We start from the raw sequence: 23,651 nt of genomic DNA on the forward strand, positions 1-23,651 counted from the left end.
ATCGCCCCGCCCGACCCGGACGACGGAACACCACCGGAGCTGTCGCTGTGCGGGACGCTGCTCGTGCAGGCCGCCCTGGCCGCGGCCCGACACGGCGACGACCAGACCACCGCCGACCTGATCGACGAGGCCGCCGACATGGCCGCCCGGGTAGGCGACGGCCACGACCACCACCGGACCGCGTTCGGGCCGACAGCGGTCGACCTGGCCCGTGCCGCCGCAGCCCTCGAACTCGGCAACGCACCCGACGCGGTCGCCTGGCACGAGAAGACCACCAAGCGGGACACCTGGCGGTGGCTACCGGTCGAACACCGCGCCGCCCACCTGCTCGACGCCGCCCGCGCCTACCTCCAAGCAGACGACCCGATCAGCGCGGGCCGGCTGCTGATCGACGCCGACCACACCGCACCGGCCGAGATACGCCACCGCCCCGCAGGCCGGGAGGTCCTCGCCCAGGTCGCCCGCGACCCACACGCCCCGGCCACGATTATCCAACTCGCCCTCACCCTCGGCGTGACCTGAACATGACCGCACCATTCCTGTCCCTGGCCCAGATCCGCAACCGACTGATTCTCACCGCCCGCTGGGTCCTCCGCGACCACCAACCCCGACCCGACGGCCACTGCCCGATCTGCCGGACAGCAGACTGCCCGGTGGCCACCGCCGCCCGCGACGTCCTCCGCGCAGCCAAGGAAGTACAGCTGTGGAGTACAGCAACCGAGCCGACCACACCCGACCGGGACGACTCGCAGCAGGCCGATTGACCTCGGAAGACACCCGATCCGACCGCCTCGCCGCCAGTTCGGGACGAAGAGGTCGTCGGTTCGAATCCGGCCACCCCGACCGAGGCCAGGGGGCACATCCGATCGACGGCGCCGAACCCGGGTACTGCTTGGGACAACGCATGCCACCGACGCTCGCCCCGGCAGGAAGACGGACATGGCCGTCCCGGTCAGGCTTGCTGAATCACGTGCCGGCGAGGGCTTCGGTCGGCGCGAGTCGGCTTGCTCGTACGGCGGGGTAGAGGCCGGCGACGGCGCCGATCAGGAGGGTGGACGCGAGGCCGCCGGCCATTGCCCAGGCGGGCACCACGACGGGCCAGCCTTGACTTGCCGCGTAAAGGCCGGTAACGACGGCGCCGAGCAGGGTGCCGCCCGCACATCCGAGCGCGGAGAGTAGTAGCGATTCGGCGAGGAACTGGCCGAGGATTTGTCCGCGGGTGGCGCCGAGTGCTCGACGTAGTCCGACCTCGACGCGGCGTTCCAACACCGAGATCACCATGGTGTTGGCGATGCCGACTCCCCCTACCAGGAGCGCCACCGCGCCCAATCCGAGCAGCAACCCGTTCAGGGCGCTGTCGGTGGCCTGCTGGGCGGCCAACGCGTCGGAGGGTCGGGATACCGCCACCTCGTTTGGTGTCTGCGGGTTGACGGTGCGCCCGAGTACCGCCCGAACCGCCGCGACCTGGGTGGGCGCGGCACGGAGGTAGAGCCGGGTGGGATGGCCGTCGAATCCGAGGTAGGACTGAGCGGCCTCCCACCCCACCAGCGCGGCCGAGTCCAGCTCCTCGATCAGGGGTACGGGCGTCAGGATGCCGATTACCGCGAACCACTCGCCGCCCAGCCACAACCGCGTCCCGACTCCGGGTACGTCCAAGCGGCGCGCGGCGGCGGAGCCGAGTATGACCGTTGGATAGGTGGCGGTGGCGGGCGTGAACCAGGAACCGGCGTGCATCGTGGCGTCAACGACGGTCAACAGTTCAGGTTGGGCGGCGAGCACCTGGATGCTGCCGGTCTGACCTGCGGGGACGTGGTCTGTGCGGTAGATGGATTTCTTGATGGCAGCGGTTGCGCCGACCGTTTCCACCGGCCCGATCCGGCCGACCGACGCCGTTGACTCCTTGGGTAGGACCGCCTCTTCGCCCGTCTGGGTCTCGCCTGGGGCTGCGGTCAGCAGGTTGGTGCCGAGCCGGTCGAGGGTTTGGTCCAGTTCGGCTCGGCTGGAGGCGGAGATGCCCACCACCGCCAGCATCGCTCCGATGCCGATGGCGATGCCCAGCGCGGAGAGGAAGAGCCGAAGTGGTCGGGCCCGCAACCCTGCCGCGCCCAGCCGGGCCACGTCGGCTGGGCTGAGGCGGGCCGGCCGCGGTTTAGGTGTGCCGAGTTTCCGGGGTGTGGCGGTGCCGGCTTTCTGGGTCATCGGCGCACCGCCGGAGGCCCACCCGAATCGCGGGTGATCCGACCGTCCCGCAGCGTGATCTGCCGGGGCAGACTGGCCGCGATGTCCTGGTCGTGTGTGATTACGACGACCGTTGTGCCTTGGGCATGCAACTCGTGCAGCAGTGCTAGCACCGCCGTGCCAGCGGTCGAGTCGAGGTTGCCGGTCGGCTCATCGGCGAGCAGCAGCGCTGGCTCGCCGATGACGGCCCGCGCGAACGCGACTCGTTGTCGTTCACCACCGGACAGCTCATGCGGCTGGTGGTCGAGCCGGTGGTCGAGGCCGACTCGGGCCAGGGCGTTCGCCGCGCGTCGCCGCCTTTCCCGCCTGGGTGTGCCGGCGTAGAGCAGTCCGTCGGCCACGTTGTCCAGCACGGGTATGCCGGCGGCCAGGTGGAACTGTTGGAACACAAAGCCGATCCGGCGGCTGCGGAGGGCGGACACCTCCCGGTCGGTGAGGGTGGACACGTCGTGCCCATCGATACGCACCGTCCCGACCGACGGGCGGTCGAGGGTGCCGATCAGGTTCAGCAAGGTGGACTTGCCGGAGCCGGAAGCGCCGACAATCCCGGCCAGTTCTCCGTAGGCAATGGTCAGGTCAACGTCGCGTAGCGCCGTCACTCCGCCGGGGTAGGCCCGGGACACCCCGACGAGTTCGATCACATCGGTCATTGCGGCACCCCCACCATCGCGCCCTCGGTCAGGCTTTCGCCGCTGACCTCGACCCGCCCGTCGGCGAACAAGCCAGCTTGCACTGCCACGATCCTGGCTCCGGCCGGTTCGGTCACCTCCACGCCGTACCCACCCTCGGCGAGCGCCAACAGCGCCTCCACCGGCACGGTGAGCACGTCCCGGCGCTCCTTCGCGACGTATCGCACATCCACCGGCGTGGCGCTCAACCCACCCAAAGCCTTCTGATCAGCGATCGCGATAATGACCTCGACCGTTGCGGCACCGGTGCCGGGCCGTTCCGGGTTGGCAGGCTGCTGCTCACCTCCGGCTGGGGCGCCGGCTGCTGGGGCGCCCACCGCGCTGACCTTGCCGGCCACCGAGCCGCCGGTGGGCAGCGTCACGGTGACCTTGGTGCCCTTCGCCGCCCAAGCGGCCTCGCCCGCGCCGGCGGACACCGTCACCATTCGGGTACTGCCGGTGTACGTCAGCACGTCCCCGGTCGCACTCGCACCAAGGCGTACCAGGTGCTGCGCGATGCGTACCGCCTTCGGCGCGTAGACCACCCGGTCCCGCTCGACCGTACCGGTCTCCGGCAGCTCCAGGTCCTTCTGCCAACGCTTCACGGCGACAGTAGTGGTCGCGGAGAACACCTCATCCGCCGTGAACCCGCCATAGCCGAGGGCGGCGAGATTTCGCTCGAACTGCCGCACGTCCGAGCCGGTGCTGCCCTCGGCCAGTGGCCGGTACATCGGTAGGAGGCCATACAGCAGCACCACTGGCCGCTCGTCGGCGCGTAGCAGCACCGCGCCGCGCCGTACCGTGGCCCCGACCTCCGGTAGCCAGGTCACCGTGCCGGTGGCGGTCGAGGCGAGCGGTATGGCTGGGCCGTATCCGAGTTCGCCGGCCAGCGTCACGGTCTTGACCAGCGTCTGCCGGGTGACCGGCGCGGTGGCGGCCGGCCCCGTACGCGCCGACGACGGTGTGTCCCCACCCCGCCCGCCGAGGCCAAGGGTGGCCGCGCCGGCCACCGCGAGGGTGACCAGCGCGGCAACGCCGCCCAGCGCGGCCCGCAGCCGCCGTCGCCGCCTCCAGCCTGTTGGGGTAGGGGCCGGCTCGGCCGGGGGTACCTGCTGGCTCATCCCTGGAAGGTCGCCTTCGGGTTCGGGGTGGTCTTCGGACGCCCATCAAGCACCGGTGCACAGATTTGCATCGCTCGCAGTTTCGCCGCCTGCTCCTGCGGGGTGAGTTCCACGCCCATCCCGCCCTCAGGCCATCCGCCATCCGGGGCCGGGTCAGGCGAGTCGGGCGACCCGTTCGCGCGCATGCACTTCGCGTACTCACGCCGGTGCCCAATCTGCTCCGCAGTCAGTGAGGGCCCCTTGTCCTCCAACTCCCCAGGGAAAGGCAGGTTGAAGTCCTTACATTTCGTTTGAGCCGCCAACCACTTCGGATCAGTCTTTCTCGAGCCGCCGAATTGGCTTAGGTCGACGTGCCCCTTGGCGTCCGGATCTGGCAGGTCAAAGCCCTCTTTACGCAGGCAGTTGACCCACTGGCGCTGCCCTTCGATGTACTGGGCGACAGGCCCACTGACCGCACCGGCCGATCCCGTCGGCTGGGCGCTGGAACCGTCGGCGGTGGCCACCGCCGGCACCTCGGCGCCACCGCATGCGCTGAGCGCCAACGTCACCATGACAGCAGCTCCCGCACTGATGACATGACGCCGATACCGGTGGGAAATTCGTAGATTAACCATGCTCTCCTGACCTCTATGTCCGGGCTACGTGCGCTGAAGCCGCACGGGCAATCAAACGAGCTGACCAAAAAGGGGGCGATGTTTTAGGAGCCGCGGGCTACCGGCGACCAGTGCCAGCCATCGGTCGACCCGTACAGCACCTCGTCGTCGTAACTGGTTGTGTAGAACCAACCGTCGGACGTACGGCGGATCGGGTAAACGGTGGCCGGGAGGCCATCTGGTTCGACTGCCTCATACGTGCCATCCGAGCCCGCCGCCCACCAGCGGTAGCCGTCGAGGTCCCGGTCGCGTTGGGGCACGGATTCGAACAGCACATGGGTCCCATCGGACGTGACGAACGACTGGGGGCTGCGGCTTTGGTCAGCCGGCACACTGTCCGCACCAGAAACGCGCTGCCAACTACCACCGTCCTGGCTGCCGTCGTCCACGTAGCGGTAGACAGCTCGGTGCTGCGCGCCGACGACCACCGAATACCCGGTCGCCCCGTCACCCGTTGCCAGGTACGGCGCTAGACAGCGGTCTCGGGCGCAGCTCGGCGCGTCCGCGAAGACATGGGTGGACCAGGTGCCTCCAGCATCCCGGCTCACCGCGACCCCCGGTCGGCCGGTCGGCGGATCGATGCCCGACGCCCACAGTCGGCCAGCCGACTCCTCGACCCGCACATCATCACTCAAAGTCAAAGCGGGTTGATTGGTCAGCGGCGCGATCCGGTGTGATCCCGGATCAAGCGCGTGCATCCTGCACGGTGAAGCCGCCTTGTTCGGCTCCGGCCAGCACATGGCAATGCTGCCGGTCGGCACCGCCGCGACGGGAGGGACACGATCCAGCATGTGCCAGGTTCGCCCGCCATCAGTACTGGTCTGCAGGGTCCGCTGCGAGCCGTGCAGGACGACGGCGAGCAGCCGGCTGGGTCCGAGGACCTCGAAGCTGGCGGCATCGATCGGCCCGCCCCGGTCGCTCCAGGTTCGTCCGCCATCGTCGGAACCAACCAGTTGCACAACGGTCTTGACGCAGGGACCCGTGGCGCATCTCGGCTGCGTCGACATCGACAGGTACAGGTGTCGTGCGTCGGCCGCCCCGGCCCACCGAATCCGCTCCCCACCGTGTGGCAGGACGCCAGGCACCGACTGCCGACCAACGCCCGTCTCGCCTCTGACGGACCGCTCCTGACTGACCATTGCGGCAATGCCCGTACCGGCGGTCATCACGAGGGCCACAGCGACCGCGAAGTTGGCGGCCGTCTGCCGGCGGCGACGCCGGCGGCCAGCCGCGTACAGCTCATCCGCGACCAATCGGCTCGGCGGCGGCGCCGAGTTCGCCGCCGCCTCGAAGAGATCACGCAGCTCTGTCATTCCTTTCCCCCCGTAGCACCCGCCAGTACGGGGACAGAAAGCGCGTCACCCAGAACCTTGCGTAGCGTGGCGAGACCCTTCGATGTCTGACTCTTCACCGTGCCCTCCGAACAACCCAACGCGACGGCCGTCTCGGCCACGTCAAGCCCTTGATAGAACCGGCAGACCAGGGTCACCCGCTGCCGCGGTGGCACCTGACGCAACGCCTGAGCAAAGACCACCCGACGGGCCACCGACTCGGCGTCGTCACTCCCGCCGGCCACATCGGGCATCTCCGCCACCACGCGCTCACGGCGCCGCCACACCCGCCGCGTCTCAGACAGGTACGTCCGGACCAGACAGGTCCGCACGAACGCGTCCAACGCCTGCGGATCGCGGACCCGGTGCCAGGCCGAGGCAACCCGGATGAACGCAGCCTGGGTCAGGTCATCCGCCCAGTGCCAGTCCCCGCACATCAGGTATGCGGAATGCCGGACCACCTCGCGCCGAGCAGTGAAGTACTCACTGAACTGGCGCCGATCCTCGTCTTCGTGGCTTCGCATCCGACTCCCTTCACCCTGTAGGTGCGCGGGCGAGGTGGGATCGGTTGCTTGGATCGCCAAGGATTTTTCGCGCTGACCGAGACCAGCCAAGCTTTGGTCCTTACAGCGGCGGTCCGGTGTGCCGCTTGCTGCGGCCGTAGGGCCAGGGGTTGGCCTGGCAGCCGTTGAGGAACAGCGTCTGCTGCGTCATCACCGGCACACGCTTCCCCGCCCCCGGACACCGCTCATGCCTGGGGCCACGCCGTCTGGGCAGCCGGGTTGCTGAACCGCGATGGTCGCTTCGTCGTGCTCGCGGAGCAGCCTAAGGATCGTCGCGGGAGACGGATGCTGTCCCTTCTTCTTTCCCTTGGTGATGACCAGCCGGGAGGCGATGTCGCGCAGGCTCAGCTCCTGGCTGCGTAGGTGCAGTGCCATGGACAGCATGTGGTCGTCGGTGACGCTGGCGCCGCCGATGCTCTTGCCCCGAGTGCGGGCGGACTCGTGGCCTTCCAGGGTGCGATCTCGGATGTACTCGCGTTCCATCCCGGACAGGGCGGCTAGCACGGTGAACACGATTCCGGACGGGTCGTGTGAGCCTTGGAGTTCGCCGGTAAGGAACTCCAGGCCGACGTCCGAGGCTTTCAGCTGCTCGGCCAACGCGGCCAGTTCCAGGCCCCGGCCGAGGCGCTTGTGCTCGTGGACCACGAGGGTGACCGCGACGCCGGAGGCCCGTAGCTCCCCTGCGAGGCTTATCGCCTTGTCGAGTTCGGGCCGCCTTGTCGCGCGGGTGGAGATCTTCTCGGAGAAGATTCGGGTAACGCCGGCCGTCCGCAGCGAGTCGAGCTGGGTGTCCAGGGACTGCCGGACGGTGGAGGCGCGTGCGTAGCCGATGCGTACGTGCCCGGCTGGTTCGGTTCCGCGGACGGCGGGGCGGGGCAGTTCGACCCACACCGACCCCGGCTTGCGCACCGGTGGTGTCGCGACGGCGAGAGCCTTGGCCAGATGGGGTACCAGCCGGAAGCGTGCGGTGTGGTACTGCACGGCCACCCTGCCCTTGCCTGTCCGGCACGGCGACCCGGCCGGGGCGGCGCAGGCGGACATCGGGCAGTCGCACGCTTCCACGCGCTGGAAATCATCGTCGCTCACCTGCGGAGTGTTTCATGTGGGCGTTTCACTAGGTAGCTTCTTTGCGACCGCTGGAAGATCGCGGTGCGCCTGGACGTTGCCTCTAGGTATGAGGATCAGCGCAGCTTCCAGAGTCAGCGGCGTGAGTGCACGGTCGTTGCGGCACTACGAGGATGAGGGCTTGATCGTCCCCGGTCGTTTCAGTAATGGGTTCCGCGACTACTGCCAGTCCACGATCGACCGGGTCCTCGTCATCCGCTCGCTGCTGGAGTCCGGGCTGCCCGTGCGGTTGATCAGGCAAGCTCTGCCCAACCTCACTGAAGGATCTGATGGCGGCACGGATGTGGTGCACGCGGAGTTCCTGCACGAGGTGCAGAGCCATCGCGATCGGCTCGCTGCGCGTATCGCCATTCTCAGCGACCAGCAGGCGGCACTCGATGCGTACCTACAGGAGGCCCGTCGCACTGCCTATGACCGCCACTTGACCTTGACGTAAGTGTGAGGCTCCTACGCTTCGTACATGGAGATCAGCGAGCAGCAGCACAGCACCGGGCAGACGGTACGAGCACTGGTCCAGCGGTCGAACCGGGGACCGAAGGACCTGACCCTCACGACAGGCCTGCGCCGCCCCACCCCGAGACCCGGCGAGTACCTAATCCGCGTGAGCGCCGCCGGGGTCAACTTCGCTGACGTCATGCAGACCCATGGCACTTACGAAGGTGGCCCACAGGCACCCTATGTGGCGGGCTTCGAAGCCGCTGGCGAGATCGTGGGCATCGGCCCAGACGTCGAGAGCCTGCTTCCGCTCGGCACCCACGTCGTCGGAGCCGGCCCGGGCGCCTTCGCGCAGTACATGACGATGCCGGCCGCTGGTGTACTCCCCGTGCCTTCCGGTTGGAGCGACGCCGAAGCCCTCGGCCTGGTGCTGAACTGGGCCACCGCCTTGGCCGCACTGAAGCCGTTGGGCGAGATCAAGACGGGGGAGGTGGTGCTCGTTCATGCCGCGGCCGGAGGCGTGGGACAGGCCGCTGTCCGCCTCGCTCGCCACTACGGCGCACGCGTAATCGCCACGGCGTCACCAGCCAAGCACGATACCGTCAAAGCGCTCGGCGCTGACGAGGTCCTGGACAGCGCGCGCCCCGATCTGACCGAGGAGATCACCCGCTTGACCGGCGGGGTCGACCTGGTCCTGGAATCGGTGGGACAGGCTACGTTCAAGGTCAGCCTGTCGGTCACCAAACCCTTCACCGGACGCATCGTCGTGTTCGGTGCTGCTTCCGGCGACGCCACAGTAACCACACACGACCTGGTCTTCACCCACCACGTCCAGCTCAAGGGCCTGCACATCGGTGCGCTGGCGGCCGCGGCACCGTCGCTCTACCAGTCGTTGCTCGTCGAGATTGGGGCACTGATCGCTCACGGCGTGTACCCGCCCGGTGCCCCCCAGGTTCACCCCCTGGCCGAGGGGCCGTCAGTGCTGCAGCAACTCGGAGCCGGCCAGACCCGCGGCAAGCACGCACTCGATCCCTGGCGCTAGTTGTAATGCCCAGCACCGTTGTTGACGCGGGTGATGGGTGGTTTGCCGCCGAGTGAGGTGTGGTTGCGGTGGTGGTTGTAGGTGTGGATCCAGGTTGGTAGGGCGTCGGTGCGGTGTTGGTTGCTGGTGTAGGGCTGTTGGTAGAAAGGCGTGCACCCGCGACCAGCGCCCGTCGTCGCGGGCCTCGTCGAGCAACAGCCGGACCGCCCGCTTGGCCACCCCCCGACCCTGGTGCTCCGGCAGCACCATCCAGCCGATCTCGCCTCCGGGCTCGCCGTCGCTCTCGTGCCGTACGAGGGTCACCGTGCCGGCGACCGTCGCCGGGTCGGCCGGGTCGGGCACGATCATCCTGATCAGCCCGGTGCCCCGCGCCACCATGTCGATGTCGTGCCGGAGCTGGCCCGGCACGGACTCCGGTGGCCTCGGCCCGCCGAGGTCGGCCATCATCACCGGGTCGCAGCGCATCCGACGGTACGCGTCGACGTCACCGGCGTGGACGTCACGAAGAAGCATCCGTATCCCCTCGATCCAGGCGGCTGGCTCCGACGGTAGCCGCCGACGTCCCCGGCGACGGCGCGCGAAATCGCGCCCGCAGGTCCGCAGACCACCGCCTGAACGGTTGATGCCTCTTGGCGCAGCTCGACGGTTAGATGCCAATAACTGTCCTGGGTGGACGCTCCGGGCGCAGCACACGGGGAGGAAAATCTACTGTGATCGAACTCTGGCCACGTCGTGTCCTCGCCGGCCTGGTCGCGTTGACGCTCGGCGTCACCGGCCTCGCCGTCATCACCACCGGCGGTGCCGCCGCAGCGGCACCGCACACCGAAACGCCCCCGTCGGTGCAGGTCGGCTGGACCGACTCAGCGACGCCGACCAAGGCGTACAACCTGACCGATCAGGTCAACCTGCCGCTCGGCACCCGGATCGACGAGGACGGCGTGAGCCACACCTCCCGGGTCTACGCCACCTTCGACCTCTCGCAGTTCGAGGGCAGGAAGGTCTACGGCGGGAAGGTCTTCGTCACGGAGTTCAGCGCGGCGGACTGCACCAAGCGGGCCGTCGAGATCTGGCGTACCAAGCCGGTCGGCACCACGCCCACCTGGAACCGCCGCCCTGCCCCGCTCACCAAGCTCGACGAGGTGCTCACCCCGAACTTCTGCCCGAAGGGATCCCTGACCTTCGACGTGGGGGCCGCCGTGCAGGACGCGATGGCACACAAGCAGCGTCGGGTGACCTTCGAGATCCGGGTGCCGGAGCAGTTCGAGAACGACCCGGCCTACGGCCGGACGCTCAGCTGGTCTTACGGCGTACGCCCGTCGGTGGATTACAACTCGCTGCCAACGATCGACAGCAGCAACCTCTACAACGGCGGTGTCCCCTGCACCCAGTTGAAGCCGTACCCCCGGCGGGGCGGACTCGCCAACGTGCTCCAGGCCCTGGGCGCCGACCCGGACGAGTGGGACCAACCGAGCCTGGTGACGGAGTACGCCATCTGGCCCAAGAACGACGCGACCGCGCGGGCCGTGTTCACCGCGGATTCCAGCATGCCCGGCCGGGTCAGCACGGTCAACCTGCCGGCGGGAACCCTGGTCGACGGGAAGTCGTACGGCTGGCAGGCCCGCGCCGGTGACGGCACCGACCTCTCGGCCTGGTCGAAGAAGTGCTTCTTCACCTACGACGGCACCGCGCCCACGACCCCGACGGTCAGCTCGGCGAACTATCCGCCGACCAGCTCGGGCGAATCGGCCCCGGTGGGCGTGCCGGCGACGTTCACGTTCTCCGGCAACGGGAACAAGGACGTGGCGGGCTTCGAGTACGGCTGGAACGGCCTTGGCACCCCTGCGTGCGCGGGGAGCGGCGACGCCGGGCAACTCGAGTGCCCGGCCCCGTTCAGCCGGCCGAACTCCGTCAGGGCGGACGCCCCGGGTGGCTCGGCCACGGTGACCCTCAGCCCGGCCGGATCCGGGCCGCAGCGGCTCACCGTCCGGTCTATCGACCTGGCCGGCAACCGCTCCGGGAGCATCGAGTACATGACCTTCGTGCCCGCGAGCGAGCCGGAGGTGCGAGTCGAGGGCGGGCAGCCGGAGTGGGGGCAGGATGTCCTGCTCAAACTCGTCCCGGCCAACGGCATGCCGGGCGTCACCGAGTACGAGATCACCCTGGACGGGGGCAGGCCGGACACCCGGCAGGCCGAGGAGGACGGCACGGCGTACTTCCTGTTCACCGCCAACAACCCCAACGGGCACCGCGTCTCCGTGCGCAGCCACAGCGCCAACGGCTTCGTGTCGCCGGCGGTAGAGTGGTTCACCTACTTCCTGCCCTGGCCGGGGGTGAAGTCGGACGTCTACTACTCCCCGGAGGACGGGCACGCCGTCGGCGGCGTGGGAGTGCCGGGCACGTTCACGTTCTCCCCGCCGCCCGGCTGGACGGACGTGGCCGGGTACCGGTACTCGTTCAACGGCGGCGAGGTCGCCGACGCCCCCGCCGGTGGGGACGGCCGGGCCACGATCAGCTGGACGCCGACCGAGGCGGGTTACGTGACGCTGATCGTCCACGCCGTCAAGGCCGACGGCACCGTGAGTGACTACTCGAACTGGTACTCGTTCGAGGTCGGGTCCTAGGGTCACCACCGGCGGAGACCCCGACACCGCAGCGGCCGATCAGCGAAGTGGCATCGGAGTATCAGCCGGGCGTTTCGTGAACCACGTCGAGGCCATCGACCACCAATGCGACCAGCCGGTCAGCCAGACCCGCGTCGGCGGGACGTTGCTCGGTCACCCACGCGATTGCGTACGCGATCGCCAGCAGGTCGCCGTGGTCGGTGTCCCTGCGTACGCCATTGTGGTTCTGGGCGTGCGCGAGCAAGCGGGCGATCGCGGCATTCATCCGGTCGCACGCCGCGCGTAGGTCGGACCGCTCCTCGCGTAACGCGGTCGCGACCGCGGCGGAAAGCCCTCGAACGGCGGCGCTCGCCGCGGTGAACTCCCGAAGCCAGCTGGTCAGCGCCGCGCGCGATTTCCGGCCTTCCATCAGGCACAGTTCGTCGGCGCGCTCCGTGAGCCGCGCGAAGTGTTCCCGCAGCACGGCTTCCATGAGAGCTTCCCGGGTCGGGAAGTGACGATAGAGGGTCCCGATCCCGACGCCGGCGGCGCGGGCGATCCGCTCCAGCGACGTGTTCACACCGTCGATTTCAAACGCCGCTCGCGCCTCGATCAGCAAGCGCTCGTAGTTGCGCCTCGCGTCGGCCCGAAGCGGCCGTGTGACATCGGTCACGCACATCACCTACTTGCCCATCCGGAGGGTGGCTCCGTATTTTCGTCATTCGGAGCATCCCTCCGGATAGCCTACTCCGACCAGGAGACTCGATGAGCAAGCCCATTCTCGTGACTGGGGCGACCGGCAAGCAGGGCGGTGCCACCGCCCGACATCTACTTGCGCAGGGCTGGCAGGTCCGCGCCCTCGTCCGGGACCCTGAGGCCCCCGCTGCCACCGCGTTGCGGCGAGCCGGAGCGCGACTCGTCGCCGGTGATCTGAACGATCGGACCGCACTGGACGCCGCGGTCGCGGGTGCGTACGGCGTGTTCAGCGTCCAGGCAATCAACCTCGCCACGCCCGACATGGAGGCGCAGCAGGGCATCAACGTCGCCGAAGCCGCTGCGGCAGCCGGCGCGGCACACCTCGTCTACACCTCGGTCGGCGGGGTCGAGCGGCACGAAGCGGGGGCTGGCGCCCACGACAGAAAGCGCCAGATCGAGCAGCACATCGAAAGGCTCGGGATACCGGCGACCATCCTGCGGCCGGTCACCTTCATGGAGAACTGGGCGAGCCCGGGGTACGTGCCCGGCCTGCCGGACGGACGCCTTGGCACCGCCCTGCGACCGGAGGTCCCGATGCAGCTGATCGCCGCTGAGGACATCGGCATGTTCGCCACACTCGCGTTGACACACCCCGACGAGTACGCCGGTCGGGCGATCGAGCTCGCCGGCGATGCCCTCACGGCACCGCAGATCGCGGCGGCGGTCAGCAAGGCAACCGGACGAGAGGTGACCTACGTACACCTGCCGTACGAGGACCTGCATCCGCTGCTGGCCTGGGGGTTCCGGTGGTACAACGAGGAGGGCTACCGGGCCGACATCCCAGCTCTGCGCGCGTCGCACCCCGAGTTGATGACCTTCGAAGCCTGGCTGGACCGCTCCGGCACCCGGATGTACAAGCAGGTGTTCGAGGGTCTGGACGGGTAGCCGCCGCCGGCTTCGGGCACACCCGCTCGGCCAGCCACCCCGTCCACCCGGGGCACGCAGCCACCGGCGCACTGCGCGGCTCAGTCGTGCAGCTCGGTGCGCCGGATCTCGGCGAACGCGGCGGTCAGCCAGCCGTCGAGCGGCCGGTCGGTCCCGGCCAGCAGGTCGGCGAGCAGCAGCGGGGCGTGCCGGGCCAGCGCACCCGGTCCGGGCGGGGTGGCGTCGTCGTCCGGGTCGTACACGCCGAGGGCGCCGGCCAGCAGCACCAGCACCACGTGCGGGTCGACGTCCGGCAGCCAGCTCGCCGCGCCCCGCACGCAGGCCTCCAGCACCTGCCGGACGTCGTCGCCGTCCAGCCCGTCGGGATGGGTCTCCTCCAGCAGCAGCCGGACCACCGCGCCGAGCACCAGGCCGGACCGGTCCGCCCCCGCGAGCCGGTCGACCGCCTCGTCGTACGCCTCCCGGTCGCGCGCCCGGGCTGCGGACACGGCCTCGGTGGCCGCCACGGCGATCTCGCGGGCCGGTGCGGGCAGGTGTCGCCAGGTCGTCGTCATCCCGATCAGGATCGCAGACCGACCAGCCGGCGTCGTCGACCCGGTCCGGCCGGAGCCCCGGCCGCCGCCCGCGTCGACGGTTGCGGGCCGTGTCACCACCGGCTTCCTGCCGAGCGCGTACGCGCCGGAAAACGGCTCGCGGCCGGTCGTACCCTCCGCCCAGAATCACCGACATGCTGCGTCGCGCCCTGCCCCGTCGCCCGGAAGCACGGCGCGAATCCTCGTCGGCACCCTGCTTTCGGCGGTCGGTCGCGGCCTCACCCTGCCGTTCCTGTTCATCTACCTGACCGACGTGCGCGGCCTCTCCGACCCGCGCGCCGGCCTGGTCATCGGCTGGTACGGCGTGGTCACCCTGGCGCTGTCCCCGTTGGGCGGGACGCTGATCGACCGGTTCGGCGCGCGCCGGGTGGTGCTGCCGTGCCTGCTGGTCGAGGCGGTGGGCACGGGCTCGCTGGCCCTGGTCTCCGGGACCGCGTCGGCGTTCGCGGTGATCACGCTGATCGCGATCGGCAGCTCCGCGATCTGGCCGGGGCAGAACACCATCCTCGCCTCGCTGACCGACCGCGACGAGCAGCAACGGGTGTTCGGCATGACTTCGCCCTGCTCAACCTCGGCATCGGGGTCGGCGGGCTGATCTCCGGGGCGGTCGTGGACGTCACCCGCCCGGTGACCTTCCAACGCGAACCCCCCTGCCGACCGCCTGACCCACGCGTGGCCTGCTCGGCTGAGACGACGGTACGGCGGTCGGCTCCCCCCTCACGAGAGCCGACCGCCGCACCGACCGGGCGTGCGGTCAGCAGTTGGTGTGGCTGCCGCTACTCCCCCCACGAGCGGGAGTCGATCAGGGTGCCGGCGGAGCCACGTACGTACGCGGTGTCGCCGGTGTTGTTCCAGATATTCGCGCCCGACCCCCCAGTGTCGGCGGGTCGCGGTGTTTGTGCCCTTGCCGGCGTACAGGTAAACGCACCTGTTGCCGGCCGACCCCTGGCGGTGCCGGCGTGGAACGTGCACGAGGCTACCGACCCGTCCGGCCACAAGGGAATTTGTGACGCCCTCGCCGCCAACTACCGGCCGCGGGTCGGCCGATCGCGGCCGAACGTCGTCCCCGGCCGGCGCGAACAGCGCCCGGACCCGACGCGAACGGCGGGTCACGTCACCCGCCGAGCGCACCGGCGACCAACGACTCGACGGCGGGACGCTCCCACCGGCCAGCCACTCCGGGCCGGTCCGCCAGGTAGCCGGCGATCTGCGGCGCGTCCCAGCCGTGCGCCTCGCGTAGGCCCCCGGCGAGCATCGCGAGGTACACCGGCGCGGGCGCGTTCCACTCGACGTCCGCCGCCCGCCCCGGCGCCGTGAAGGTCAGCATCGGCACGCCGTCCCGAACGCCGGTGCGAACCAGCGTCTCGTACCGGCCGGGGCCGAGGGTCGCCCGCCCCCGCGCGACGGCGACCTCGATCAGGTCTAGGTCGGCGCCGGGTTCCCGGTACATCTCCTGCGCGGCGAGGTCGGCGAACTGCCCTGCGGTGAGCAGCCACGCCCGGGCCGCGGCCACCCCGGGCAGCCCCGGGTCGTAGAAGGCCATCCCGCCGGTCCAGGCCCGGGACTCTCCGGCGAAGTAGATCCCGCCGGGCACCAGCACCGCCGCCTGCCGGCGCGGCGGCCGGCAGTCCCGGCAGCCGGGGTACGTCCGCAGCCCGCCCGGGGGACGGCCCCCGCCCAGATACCAGCTCAGCCGGTCGGCGTGCATGTTGGACCCGTACGCGACGTACCAGAGCAGGCCGTCCACGGCCGTCAGCACGCCCCGGTCGGGTGGGTGTCGCTGGGCTGGGCGATGAGCATCGAGTCCTCCACGTCGACCGGCAGGCCCAGGCTAACGCCCACCGCCCGGGATCCACAGGCCCCGTCCACAGCCTGTGGATAGCACATGTGTACGACGGATTCGATCTTGGAAGATCGCCCCTGAGCTGCGGTGAGTACGCTTGATCGGACAGCCGCCCCTCCCCTGTCTGGAACCACGTGCGCGTAGATCACGACCGGCTCGTCCGGGACGTCACGGTCCGCCTGCCGATGGCGTCGACCGCCGTCGAGGCGTGCCGATGGACCGTCACCGCGCTCGCCCGGCACGCGCCGGCCACCATCTCCGTCCTGCTCCCCATGCCGGACCGGCTCCGCTGCGTCGCGGCCACCGGCGCCTGGCAGGTCTTCTCGACCGTCCCGTCGGAGACCGGCATCGTCGGCCGGGTGTACGCCTCCGGCATCGGAACCACCGTCCCCGACGTCGCCGCCGACCCCGACTACCTCCCGGCCCGCCCCGGCGTGACCGCCGAAATCTGCGTGCCGGTGCTCGACCCGGCGGGCCGCCCGGTCGGAGTGCTCGACCTCCAGTGGAGCGGTCCGGTCGAGCTGGCCCTGTGGCGGCGGACCGCCGAGCGCGTCGCCGGCCGGCTCGGCGCGCGGATCACGGCGTTGGGCGGCCCGCCGTCGGAGAGCCGCAGCGAGAAGCTGCTGCGACACGCCGCCGCGCTGACCACCGCCCCCACCGAGTGGGACCTGATGACCGAGGCGATCTGCGCGGCCCGGGAGGTCTCCGCCCTCTCCGCGGCGATGCTGCTGCTGGCCGGCGGGTCCGGCCCCCGACTGGGCGCCCCGACCGGCGCGACCGGCGAGCTGGAGTCCCGCGTCCGGGCCGAGCTGACCGAGGCGGGTGCCCCGGCACTGCACCGCATGATCGCCCGGGCCCACCGGCACGGCTCCGGCTACACCCTCGGGGAGACGGGGCACCCGCCCACGGCGGAGTACCGCCCGCTCGCCGACGCCGGGGTACGCACCCTGGTGGCGGTGCCGGTCGGCCCCCCGGACTCCGGCGGGGTGCTGCTGGTCGCCGACGAGCGGCTGCTGCAGCCCGACCCGACCACCGTCAACCTGATGGAGCTGCTCGCCGGGCAGGCGTGGACCTGCCTGGACCGGCTACGCACGCTCGCCCGGCTGCGCGAGCAGGCCAGCTCCGACCCGCTCACCGGGCTGCGGCACACCGGGCCGTTCGGGCAGCGGATCGCCCGCGCCACGCCCGGGCGTACGGCCCTGCTGGCGATCGACGTGGACGGTTTCAAGGCGGTCAACGACACGTACGGCCACCAGGCCGGCGACCGCTTGCTGGTCGGGCTGGCCCGGGCGCTCGAAGCGGCTCTGCGCCAGGGCGACGAGTTGTACCGGATCGGTGGGGACGAGTTCGTCGCGGTGATCGAGGTGAGCCGCCCCGAGGAGGCGGTCCGGATCGCCGAGCGGCTGGGCGAGGCGGCCCGGGGCACCGGCCACACGATCAGCGTCGGCGTCGCCCTGCCTCACCCCGGCGAGTCGCCCGAGCAGACCCGCCGCCGCGCCGACCAGGCCCTCTACGCGGTCAAGCGCCAGGGCCGCGACGCCGTCCACCTATCCACCACCTAACCCCCACCACCCCCACCCCCGCTTCCCGCCCCGCACTTTCGGTGAATGCGTGGCCATCCGCCGCCTCAAAGGCACTCTTTCTCTGAAAGTGCGGCCGGGGTGTGTGGGGGGGTTAGGGGTGGGGGGTTAGTTCCTTGGCCAGGAGTTCGGCGATCTGGGCCGTGTTGAGGGCGGCGCCCTTGCGGAGGTTGTCGCCCGTCACGAAGAGGTCGAGGGCGCGCGGGTCGTCGACGGCGCGGCGGATGCGGCCGACCCAGGACGGGTCGGTGCCGACGGCGTCGATCGGCATCGGGAACTCCCCGGTGGCCGGGTCGTCGACCAGGATCACGCCGGGGGCGTTGCGCAGCGCCTCGCGGGCGCCCTCGGCGTCCACCTCGGTGGCGAAGACGGCGTGCACGGCCACCGAGTGCCCGGTCACCACCGGCACCCGGACGCAGGTCGCGGAGACCTTCAGGTCGGGCAGCCCGAGGATCTTGCGCGACTCGTTGCGCATCTTCAGCTCCTCGGACGACCAGCCGTCGTCGGCGAGCGAGCCGGCCCAGGGCACCACGTTGAGCGCCACCGGGGCCGGGAACGGCCCCATCTCGTCGCCGACGGCCTGCCGCACGTCACCGGGCCGGGAGCCGAGCGCCCGGTCCCCGGCGATCTTGCCGAGCTGGAGGTGCAGGGCGTCCACCCCGGCCTGCCCCGCCCCGGAGACCGCCTGGTACGAGGCGAGCACCAGCTCGCGCAGGCCGTACTCGTGGTGCAGCGGGGCGATCGCGACGATCATGGCGAGGGTGGTGCAGTTGGCGTTGGCGATGATGCCCTTCGGCCGGTTGCGCACCTGCTCTGGGTTGATCTCGGGGACCACCAGCGGGACGTCCCGATCCATCCGGAACGCCCCTGAGTTGTCCACCGCCACCGCGCCACGGCTGACCGCGACCGGCGCCCACTGCGCGGAGACGTCGTCCGGCACGTCGAACATCGCCACGTCGACGCCGTCGAACGCCTCCGGGGTGAGCGCGCCGACGGTCAGCTCCTCGCCCCGGCAGCGCACCTGCCGCCCCACCGACCGCTCGGAGGCGAGCAGCCGGATCTCGCCCCAGACGTTGCGCCGGGACGACAGCAGCTCGCACATCACGGTTCCGACGGCACCGGTCGCCCCGACCACGGCAAGGGTGGGCAGCGACGGCATCGCCGCTACCGCCCGGTCCCCGCGTACACGACGGCCTCGGAGTCGCCGCCCAGCTCGAAGGCGTCGTGGATGGCCCGGACGGCCTTGTCGAGATCGGTGTCCCGGCAGACCACGGAGACCCGGATCTCGGAGGTGGAGATCATTTCGATGTTGACGCCGGCGGTGCCGAGGGCGGCGAAGAAGCCGGCCGCCACGCCCGGGTGCGACCGCATCCCCGCGCCGATCAGCGAGACCTTGCCGACGTGGTCGTCGTAGAGCAGGCCCTTGAACTTGACCGGCTCCTGAATCTTGCTGAGCGCGGCCATGGCGGTCGGGCCGTCGGTCTTCGGCAGGGTGAACGAGATGTCCGTGCGGCCGGTGCCCTCGGTGGAGACGTTCTGCACGATCATGTCGATGTTGATCTCGGCGCCGGCAACGGTGTCGAAGATCCGCGCGGCGGCGCCCGGCTCGTCCGGCACCCCGACGATGGTGATCTTCGCCTCGCTGCGGTCGTGGGCGACCCCGGTGATCAGTGCCTGTTCCACGGGAAGGTCCTCCATCGATCCGGTGACCATGGTGCCGGTGTTGGTCGAGTATGACGAACGGACGTGGATCGGCAACCCCGCGCGCCGGGCGTACTCGACGCTGCGCAGGTGCAGCACCTTGGCGCCGCAGGCGGCCAGCTCCAACATCTCCTCGTAGGTGATGTCCCGGATGTGCCGGGCGTTGGGCACGATCCGTGGGTCGGCGGTGAACACGCCGTCGACGTCGGTGTAGATCTCGCACACGTCGGCGTGCAGCGCGGCGGCCAGCGCCACCGCCGTGGTGTCCGAGCCGCCCCGGCCCAGCGTGGTGACGTCCTTGGTGTCCTGCGAGACGCCCTGGAAGCCGGCCACGATGACGACCGAGCCCTCGTCGAGCGCGCCCTTGAGCCGCCCCGGGGTGACATCGATGATCCGCGCCCGGCCGTGCACCGAGGTGGTGATCACGCCGGCCTGCGAGCCGGTGAACGAGCGGGCCTCGTACCCGAGGTTGTGGATGGCCATGGCCAGCAGCGCCATGGAGATCCGCTCCCCGGCGGTGAGCAGCATGTCCAGCTCACGGCCCGGCGGCAGCGGGCTGACCTGGTTGGCCAGGTCGAGCAGCTCGTCGGTGGTGTCACCCATCGCGGAGACGACCACGACCACGTCGTCGCCGGCCTTGCGGGCGGCGACGATCCGCTCGGCCACCCGCTTAATCCGCTCGGCGTTCCCGACGGAGGATCCGCCGTACTTCTGCACCACGAGTGCCACGACGGCGTACTCCCTCCCAGCGTCACTGAGCGTGCCGACGCCGCCGGAAAACCGGTCGGCGGCGCGCGTCAGACCACATCAGGGTATCCGGCGCCCCGCGCGGCCGGGTCAGGTGATCCCACCATCCGGCCCGCGCGGGTCGGCCCGGCCACCGTCCCACCAGGTCGGCAAGGGGTACGCGACACGCCGGCCGGGTCGGCGTCGCACGGGTCCTCCGGCGGGGGCGGCGCACCGCAGAATGACCCGGTGCATGCCCACCTCCGCGTGGCCCGGCGCCTGACCGGCGTCCTCACGCTCACCCTGCCGGCCCTGCTCGCCTCCTGCGTCGGCGACCCGCCCGCCGCGACGACCTCGACGCCGTCGAGCGAGCCCGCACCCGCCGCGATCGACTCCGCCCGCGACGAGCTGGCCGCCCTGGCCGCGGCGGCCCAGGACCGGCACTTCACCGCCCGGTACACGCTCACCGACGGCGGCCCCGATCGCACGATCCTGGTGACCAGCGCGAACGACGGCACCTGGCGGGTCGACGTCCCGGGTGGGGCGCTGGGCGGCACTGCGGACGTCTCGTTCGCCGGCACCGCCGACGGGCTCTTCCAGTGCGGCCTGCCGTCGGCCGGCCGCCCCGAGCCGGCGAGCTGCGTACGCCTCGGCGACCCGGACGACGCCGTCCCGGGCCGGCTGGACCCCCGGGTGCAGCACCCGTTCACCGACTGGCTGGAGGTGCTCACCGACCGGCGGGCCCCGCTGGCGGTCTCCCCGGCCCGGCCGCCGGCGGGGGCGACCGGGGCCTGCTACTCGGTCGATTCGACCTCGGCCTCGCTGAACGCCCCGCTGGACGTCGGGATCTACTGCTACGCCCCGGACGGGACGCCGACCGCCGTGCGGACCGTGACCGGCACCCTCGTCCTGGCCGGCCCGGCCGCGCCCGCCCCGGCGACCGTGCAGCTCGCCGGGCCGGTGACCGACGGCGAGCCGCTCGGCGTCGCGGCGCCGCGCGCGGACGAGCCGACGCCCCAGTCCACGGAAACGCCCTGACCCGACGTCCCGTTACGGGTGGTTCTGACCACACTTTCCCACCCCCGACTCCGGGGCAAAATGCCCGATACGGGACGCTTGCCCCATGGCCGACCTCACCCCGCTGCTCGCCTTCCGCTGGAGCCCTCGGGCGTTCGACCCGACCGCCACGCTGCCCCTCGCCGAGGCCGCCTCGCTGCTTGAGGCGGCCCGCTGGGCGCCCTCCGCCGGCAACCGCCAGCCGTGGCGGTTCGCCCTCGGACACCGCGACGACGAGACGTACAAGCGGATCCTGGTCAGCCTGCCCGCGTCCGAGCAGCGGTGGGCCCGGCACGCCGCCGCCCTGCTGCTCGGCGCCCACCTCACGGCTGGCCTGGCCGACGGGCCGGGTCCCGGCGGCCGGGCCGCGTACGACCTGGGGCAGGCGGTGGCACACCTCACCGTGCAGGCCACCGCGCTCGGGCTGTACGTGCGCCAACTGGCCGCCTTCGACGCCGCCGGGCTCGCCGCCGACCTGGAGCTGCCGGCCGGGATCCGCCCCCTGGTGGTGGCGGCGGTCGGCCGGCTCGGCGACCCGTTCGGCCTGCCCGAGGAGCTGCGCCGGCAGGAAATTGGCCTACGCCGCCGTCACCCGCTGGCCGAGCTGCTGCTGCACTGACCCGCGGGCGGCCAGCGCTGACCCGGCCAACGCGGACCGGGCGACGCGGACCGGGCGACGCGGACCGAACCGGCGCGGACCGGGCGGTGGCTGCGACGTCGATCTCATACTCCGGACCGACCTTCCCACCCCTCACCTCATCACGTAGGGTCACTCTGTCATGTGGCAGGCGCACCTTCTCCTTGGTCGCCGCGACGGGGCCTGACCGGCCGGCACCTCGTCGCGGAGTCGAACCGCGCCGTCCAGCACATTCGAGCTTTTCATCGGCGCCTCGCGCCGACCCGGCATCGTCGCCGACCTTCCGATTGCTGACGCCACATGTTCAGGGGAGCACTCCGTCATGGCTCAACCCACCGGCACCACCGGCGCTGACACCGATCCGATCGCCCAGCAGCGTCCCAGCCGGATGCCGTACCACCGGTACCAGCCGTACCACCAGGAGTTCCGGATCGACCTGCCGGACCGCGCCTGGCCGACCCGGCACGTGGAGGCCGCGCCCCGCTGGTGCGCCGTCGACCTGCGCGACGGCAACCAGGCACTGATCGACCCGATGTCCCCGGAGCGCAAGCGCCGGATGTTCCAGCTCCTGGTGCAGATGGGCTACAAGGAGATCGAGGTCGGCTTCCCGTCGGCCAGCCAGACCGACTTCGACTTCGTGCGGCAGCTCATCGAGCAGGACCTGATCCCCGACGACGTGACCATCCAGGTGCTCACCCAGTGCCGGGAGCACCTGATCGAGCGGACCTTCGAGTCGCTGCGCGGCGCGAAGCGGGCGATCGTGCACTTCTACAACTCGACCTCCACCCTCCAGCGCCGGGTGGTATTCGGGCTGGACCGGGACGGCATCACCGACATCGCCACCACCGGCGCGCGGCTCTGCCAGAAGTACGCGGAGATCCACACCCCGGACACCGACATCTACTACGAATACTCTCCGGAGTCGTACACGGGCACCGAGCTGGAGTACGCGCTGGAGGTCTGCTCGGCGGTGATCGACGCGATCGACCCGACGCCGGACCGGAAGCTGATCATCAACCTGCCGGCGACCGTCGAGATGGCCACCCCGAACGTGTACGCCGACTCGATCGAGTGGATGCACCGGCGCCTGCCCCGGCGGGACAGCCTGGTGCTGAGCCTGCACCCACACAACGACCGGGGCACCGGCGTGGCCGCCGCCGAGCTGGGCCTGCTGGCCGGCGCCGACCGGATCGAGGGCTGCCTGTTCGGCAACGGCGAGCGCACCGGCAACGTCGACCTGGTGACGCTGGGGCTCAACCTGTTCTCCCAGGGCATCGACCCGATGATCGACTTCTCGAACATCGACGAGGTCAAGCGGGCCGTGGAGTACTGCAACCAGCTCCCGGTGCACGAGCGCCACCCGTACGCGGGCGACCTGGTCTACACCGCGTTCTCCGGCTCCCACCAGGACGCGATCAAGAAGGGCTTCGACGCCCTGCACGCCGACGCGGCGGCGGCCGGCGTGCCGGTCGACCAGCAGACCTGGGCGGTGCCGTACCTGCCGATCGACCCGAAGGACCTGGGCCGCACCTACGAGGCGGTCATCCGGGTCAACTCGCAGTCCGGCAAGGGCGGCATCGCGTACATCATGAAGTCCGAGCACCAGCTCGACCTGCCGCGCCGGCTCCAGATCGAGTTCTCCGGCGTGGTCCAGCAGGTCACCGACCACGCCGGCGGCGAGGTGGACCCGGGCACCATGTGGGGGATCTTCGCGAGCCACTACCTGCTCGACCACCAGCCCGACCCGGCCGTCACCCTGGCCGGCTACGCCATCGGCACCGCCGACGGCAAGGTCGAGATCGAGGCCCGGGTGGGCGTCGGCGGACAGGTCCGGTCGCTGGCCGCCGTCGGCAACGGCCCGATCGACGCGTACGTCAACGCGCTCGGGTCGGTGGGCGTGGCGGTACGGGTGCTCGACTACCACGAGCACGCGCTGTCCTCCGGCGGGGACGCGCAGGCCGCCGCGTACGTCGAGTGCGAGGTCGACGGCCGCACCGTGTGGGGCGTCGGGGTGGACGCGAACATCGTCACCGCCTCCGTGAAGGCGGTCACCAGCGCCGTCAACCGCGCCCGCGCCTGAGGCACCGGCGGCGCCCGG

22 protein-coding genes and 3 pseudogenes are annotated in these 23,651 nt (G+C 70.9%); 11 read left to right on the forward strand and 14 right to left on the reverse strand.

The window, feature by feature from the left end; genetic code table 11:
• Together GVV04_RS30435 and GVV04_RS30440 are read left to right on the forward strand one after the other, a co-directional pair.
• Nucleotides 1–522 (forward strand): annotated as a pseudogene (locus GVV04_RS30435) (helix-turn-helix domain-containing protein); the annotation flags it as partial.
• 2 nt (nt 523–524) lie between these two features.
• Nucleotides 525–764, forward strand: a complete 240-nt coding sequence (locus GVV04_RS30440) for a hypothetical protein (RefSeq protein WP_161692465.1) — start codon at nt 525–527, stop codon at nt 762–764.
• Between the two features lie 202 nt (nt 765–966).
• Here GVV04_RS30440 and GVV04_RS30445 read toward each other — a convergent pair whose 3' ends face one another.
• The 7 genes from GVV04_RS30445 to GVV04_RS30475 all read right to left on the reverse strand — a co-directional run bounded on the left by GVV04_RS30445 (nt 967) and on the right by GVV04_RS30475 (nt 7,660).
• A complete protein-coding gene (locus GVV04_RS30445) occupies nt 967–2,199 on the reverse strand; it encodes an ABC transporter permease (protein WP_161692466.1) in 1,233 nt (410 codons plus the stop codon).
• A complete protein-coding gene (locus GVV04_RS30450) occupies nt 2,196–2,879 on the reverse strand; it encodes an ABC transporter ATP-binding protein (RefSeq protein WP_407938862.1) in 684 nt (227 codons plus the stop codon). Before GVV04_RS30450 ends, GVV04_RS30445 begins: the two co-directional genes overlap by 4 nt.
• A gap of 5 nt (nt 2,880–2,884) precedes the next feature.
• Entirely contained in the window at nt 2,885–4,027 is a 1,143-nt protein-coding gene (locus GVV04_RS30455) for a peptidoglycan-binding protein (RefSeq protein WP_161692468.1), read from the reverse strand.
• On the reverse strand, nt 4,024–4,578 hold the full coding sequence (locus GVV04_RS30460) for a hypothetical protein (RefSeq protein WP_161692469.1): 555 nt from the start codon (nt 4,576–4,578) through the stop codon (nt 4,024–4,026). The genes GVV04_RS30455 and GVV04_RS30460 overlap by 4 nt, the downstream gene beginning before the upstream one ends.
• A 146-nt stretch (nt 4,579–4,724) precedes the next feature.
• A complete protein-coding gene (locus GVV04_RS30465) occupies nt 4,725–5,993 on the reverse strand; it encodes a beta propeller repeat protein (RefSeq protein WP_161692470.1) in 1,269 nt (422 codons plus the stop codon).
• Complete coding sequence (locus GVV04_RS30470) at nt 5,990–6,535, reverse strand: SigE family RNA polymerase sigma factor (RefSeq protein WP_161692471.1); 546 nt, start codon at nt 6,533–6,535, stop codon at nt 5,990–5,992. Before GVV04_RS30470 ends, GVV04_RS30465 begins: the two co-directional genes overlap by 4 nt.
• A 189-nt stretch (nt 6,536–6,724) precedes the next feature.
• Complete coding sequence (locus GVV04_RS30475) at nt 6,725–7,660, reverse strand: recombinase family protein (protein ID WP_201754412.1); 936 nt, start codon at nt 7,658–7,660, stop codon at nt 6,725–6,727.
• Between the two features lie 88 nt (nt 7,661–7,748).
• Here GVV04_RS30475 and GVV04_RS30480 point away from each other — a divergent pair, with 88 nt between their 5' ends.
• Together GVV04_RS30480 and GVV04_RS30485 are read left to right on the forward strand one after the other, a co-directional pair.
• Nucleotides 7,749–8,135 carry a MerR family transcriptional regulator gene (locus tag GVV04_RS30480; protein WP_161692472.1) on the forward strand — a complete coding sequence of 129 codons (387 nt, stop codon included), beginning with the start codon at nt 7,749–7,751 and terminating at the stop codon, nt 8,133–8,135.
• A 24-nt stretch (nt 8,136–8,159) separates the two neighbouring features.
• Nucleotides 8,160–9,176 (forward strand): NADPH:quinone oxidoreductase family protein, encoded by a 1,017-nt coding sequence (locus GVV04_RS30485; protein WP_161692473.1) that lies wholly within the window; start codon nt 8,160–8,162, stop codon nt 9,174–9,176.
• Here GVV04_RS30485 and GVV04_RS32490 read toward each other — a convergent pair.
• Together GVV04_RS32490 and GVV04_RS33685 are read right to left on the reverse strand one after the other, a co-directional pair.
• Nucleotides 9,173–9,319, reverse strand: a pseudogene (locus GVV04_RS32490) (integrase core domain-containing protein); the annotation flags it as partial. The gene GVV04_RS30485 and the pseudogene GVV04_RS32490 sit on opposite strands and share 4 nt — an antisense overlap.
• 13 nt (nt 9,320–9,332) lie before the next feature.
• Nucleotides 9,333–9,689 (reverse strand): annotated as a pseudogene (locus GVV04_RS33685) (GNAT family N-acetyltransferase); the annotation flags it as partial.
• A gap of 197 nt (nt 9,690–9,886) precedes the next feature.
• On the opposite strand from GVV04_RS33685, the gene GVV04_RS30495 reads away from it, so the two are divergent.
• On the forward strand, nt 9,887–11,797 hold the full coding sequence (locus tag GVV04_RS30495; RefSeq protein WP_161692475.1) for a CBM96 family carbohydrate-binding protein: 1,911 nt from the start codon (nt 9,887–9,889) through the stop codon (nt 11,795–11,797).
• Nucleotides 11,798–11,858: 61 nt separating this feature from the next.
• Here the strand turns inward: GVV04_RS30495 and GVV04_RS30500 are convergent, their stop codons facing one another.
• On the reverse strand, nt 11,859–12,449 hold the full coding sequence (locus GVV04_RS30500; RefSeq protein ID WP_328822661.1) for a TetR/AcrR family transcriptional regulator: 591 nt from the start codon (nt 12,447–12,449) through the stop codon (nt 11,859–11,861).
• 92 nt (nt 12,450–12,541) lie between these two features.
• On the opposite strand from GVV04_RS30500, the gene GVV04_RS30505 reads away from it, so the two are divergent.
• Nucleotides 12,542–13,417 (forward strand): NmrA/HSCARG family protein, encoded by an 876-nt coding sequence (locus GVV04_RS30505; protein WP_161692477.1) that lies wholly within the window; start codon nt 12,542–12,544, stop codon nt 13,415–13,417.
• Between the two features lie 80 nt (nt 13,418–13,497).
• Here GVV04_RS30505 and GVV04_RS30510 read toward each other — a convergent pair whose 3' ends face one another.
• Nucleotides 13,498–13,971, reverse strand: a complete 474-nt coding sequence (locus GVV04_RS30510) for a hypothetical protein (protein WP_161692478.1) — start codon at nt 13,969–13,971, stop codon at nt 13,498–13,500.
• On the opposite strand from GVV04_RS30510, the gene GVV04_RS34645 reads away from it, so the two are divergent.
• Nucleotides 13,913–14,605 (forward strand): MFS transporter, encoded by a 693-nt coding sequence (locus GVV04_RS34645; protein WP_328822662.1) that lies wholly within the window; start codon nt 13,913–13,915, stop codon nt 14,603–14,605. The two genes, GVV04_RS30510 and GVV04_RS34645, sit on opposite strands and share 59 nt — an antisense overlap.
• A gap of 519 nt (nt 14,606–15,124) precedes the next feature.
• Here the strand turns inward: GVV04_RS34645 and GVV04_RS30520 are convergent.
• Nucleotides 15,125–15,769: a histone deacetylase gene (locus GVV04_RS30520; protein WP_328822663.1), complete on the reverse strand. Its 645-nt coding sequence runs from the start codon at nt 15,767–15,769 to the stop codon at nt 15,125–15,127.
• Nucleotides 15,770–16,038: 269 nt separating this feature from the next.
• Between GVV04_RS30520 and GVV04_RS30525 the strand changes: the two genes are divergently transcribed.
• The gene (locus tag GVV04_RS30525) at nt 16,039–17,415 is read left to right on the forward strand and encodes a sensor domain-containing diguanylate cyclase (protein ID WP_161692518.1); all 1,377 of its coding nucleotides are present in this window, start codon (nt 16,039–16,041) and stop codon (nt 17,413–17,415) included.
• A 112-nt stretch (nt 17,416–17,527) separates the two neighbouring features.
• Here GVV04_RS30525 and GVV04_RS30530 read toward each other — a convergent pair whose 3' ends face one another.
• Together GVV04_RS30530 and GVV04_RS30535 are read right to left on the reverse strand one after the other, a co-directional pair.
• Nucleotides 17,528–18,592 carry an aspartate-semialdehyde dehydrogenase gene (locus GVV04_RS30530; protein WP_161692479.1) on the reverse strand — a complete coding sequence of 355 codons (1,065 nt, stop codon included), beginning with the start codon at nt 18,590–18,592 and terminating at the stop codon, nt 17,528–17,530.
• A gap of 5 nt (nt 18,593–18,597) precedes the next feature.
• Nucleotides 18,598–19,863: an aspartate kinase gene (locus GVV04_RS30535; RefSeq protein ID WP_161692480.1), complete on the reverse strand. Its 1,266-nt coding sequence runs from the start codon at nt 19,861–19,863 to the stop codon at nt 18,598–18,600.
• A gap of 246 nt (nt 19,864–20,109) precedes the next feature.
• On the opposite strand from GVV04_RS30535, the gene GVV04_RS30540 reads away from it, so the two are divergent.
• The 3 genes from GVV04_RS30540 (at nt 20,110) to leuA (ending at nt 23,633) form a co-directional block, all read left to right on the forward strand.
• A complete protein-coding gene (locus tag GVV04_RS30540) occupies nt 20,110–20,898 on the forward strand; it encodes a hypothetical protein (protein WP_328822664.1) in 789 nt (262 codons plus the stop codon).
• Between the two features lie 85 nt (nt 20,899–20,983).
• Complete coding sequence (locus GVV04_RS30545; RefSeq protein ID WP_161692481.1) at nt 20,984–21,535, forward strand: nitroreductase family protein; 552 nt, start codon at nt 20,984–20,986, stop codon at nt 21,533–21,535.
• Between the two features lie 340 nt (nt 21,536–21,875).
• Entirely contained in the window at nt 21,876–23,633 is a 1,758-nt protein-coding gene (gene leuA / locus GVV04_RS30550; protein ID WP_161692482.1) for a 2-isopropylmalate synthase, read from the forward strand.
• Nucleotides 23,634–23,651: the final 18 nt, after the last annotated feature.

This window comes from Micromonospora rubida (assembly GCF_009908295.1).
Lineage (GTDB): Bacteria > Actinomycetota > Actinomycetes > Mycobacteriales > Micromonosporaceae > Micromonospora > Micromonospora rubida.